Source organism: Dietzia sp. 111N12-1, assembly GCF_001658045.1.
Lineage (GTDB): Bacteria > Actinomycetota > Actinomycetes > Mycobacteriales > Mycobacteriaceae > Dietzia > Dietzia kunjamensis.
The window spans coordinates 1-1387 of record NZ_LSSV01000091.1; the positions used below are offsets into that span (position 1 = coordinate 1).

General features: G+C 60.7%; 2 protein-coding genes. Both read left to right on the plus strand.

Going from position 1 to position 1387, the window contains the following annotated elements:
• Window positions 1-828: AMP-binding protein (locus AYO52_RS18000; RefSeq protein ID WP_156523656.1), on the plus strand; the 828-nt coding region annotated here is incomplete at its 5' end.
• A gap of 29 nt (window positions 829-857) precedes the next feature.
• The gene (locus AYO52_RS16025; RefSeq protein WP_006898361.1) at window positions 858-1211 is read left to right on the plus strand and encodes a hypothetical protein; all 354 of its coding nucleotides are present in this window, start codon (window positions 858-860) and stop codon (window positions 1209-1211) included.
• The last annotated feature ends 176 nt before the right edge of the window (window positions 1212-1387 follow it).

Consider the following 1387-nt stretch of genomic DNA (forward strand, 5'->3'; position numbering starts at 1 on the left):
GGACCCTTCAATCCCCAAGCATGGCACCGGGTCGCTGTCGAGACCAAGGCGAGTGTGCTCGCGACGGCACCATCGGCGATCCGTCGGCTGGCTCCGGTGTTTTCGGAGATCGGGGTGCCTCAGACGCTGCGCACAGTCGCCGCCGCAGGTGAACCGCTCACCGCTACTGTGGCCAGTTCCTGGGAATCGACCGGCGCGCCGATAGTCCGCAACGGATACGGTCTCTCGGAGGTCGGCATGGTTCTAGGGGACGCTTTCGGGCCCGGCCCGACAGCACGACCGGGAATGCTCACCCACCCGATTCCGGGCTTCGATCCCTTTCTAGTCGGCCCAGACGGTTCGCCATCGCTTGCAGATGAGCCCGGGCTCATCGCCGTTCGTCGACCGCGGCATCAGATGTCCGCAGGTTACGAAAATGCCCCTGCGCAGTGGCAGCAAAGTTGGCACGGTGAGGTCTTTGTCACCGAAGACCGAGCCCGCATCGACGGCGAGGGGCGATGGATGATCGAGGGACGAGCGGACGACATGATCATCACCTCTGGACATAACGTGAGTCCGGTCGAGGTGGAGGATGCGATTCTCAAGCACCCCGCAATCACAGAAGCTGCCGCGGTCGCCTACGCCGATCATGCTCGCGGTGATGTGGTGCGAGCCGTCGTAGTGGCTCCACAACCCGGAATAGACGTCGACGAACTAACCCGCCAACTCAAAGACCTTGTCGCACAACATGTGGGCAAGTATGCATCGCCGCGTGTCGTTACCTTCGTCGATGCGCTTCCGCGCAACGAAGTTGGAAAGCTGCGACGAGCCTCGCTACGGCCACAGTAGCGAAACCTCACACTGGAAGGACATCAACAATGCCCGATAACATAGTTCGCGCAATTCTGATAGCCCACGTCCAGCCCAAGGACAATCTGGAGGACGAGTTCAACCGCTGGTATGACGACATCCACATACCGCAAGTCGTTGACCGAATTGCTGGTGTGGTCTCGGGAAAACGTTACCGGTATGCCGAAGAACAACTTGTCGATGCTTCTGGCGCCCCGCCGACTAGGTATCTGACAATGTACGAGATCGAAACCCACGATCTCGCCGACACCGTCGACCGCCTCGGAGCAGCGCTTACCGACGGCACCCTAGACATGTCGGAGTCGCTCGATACCGAGAACCAGCCGCCGATCCTGCACTTCTATGGCTCGGTCAGCAGCTGACTCTGCACTACCTCCTGGAAAGAGGCCTACCTTGACCATCGACGATTTGGACCACGACCGGCGTCCTGTAGCCGAGCGATAAGTGGCCCTTCCGGATCCGGAGTGCGTAGCTGGGGTTCGCCGGTGATGCGGTGAGGCACAAAATGTAGGGGTCCTGGGGCGTGTGACGATGCAGG

Excerpts from the sequence above, each read along its gene's own strand:
- AYO52_RS16025 (WP_006898361.1), top strand. The coding sequence starts at position 858 with ATGCCCGATAACATAGTTCGCGCAATTCTGATAGCCCACGTCCAGCCC.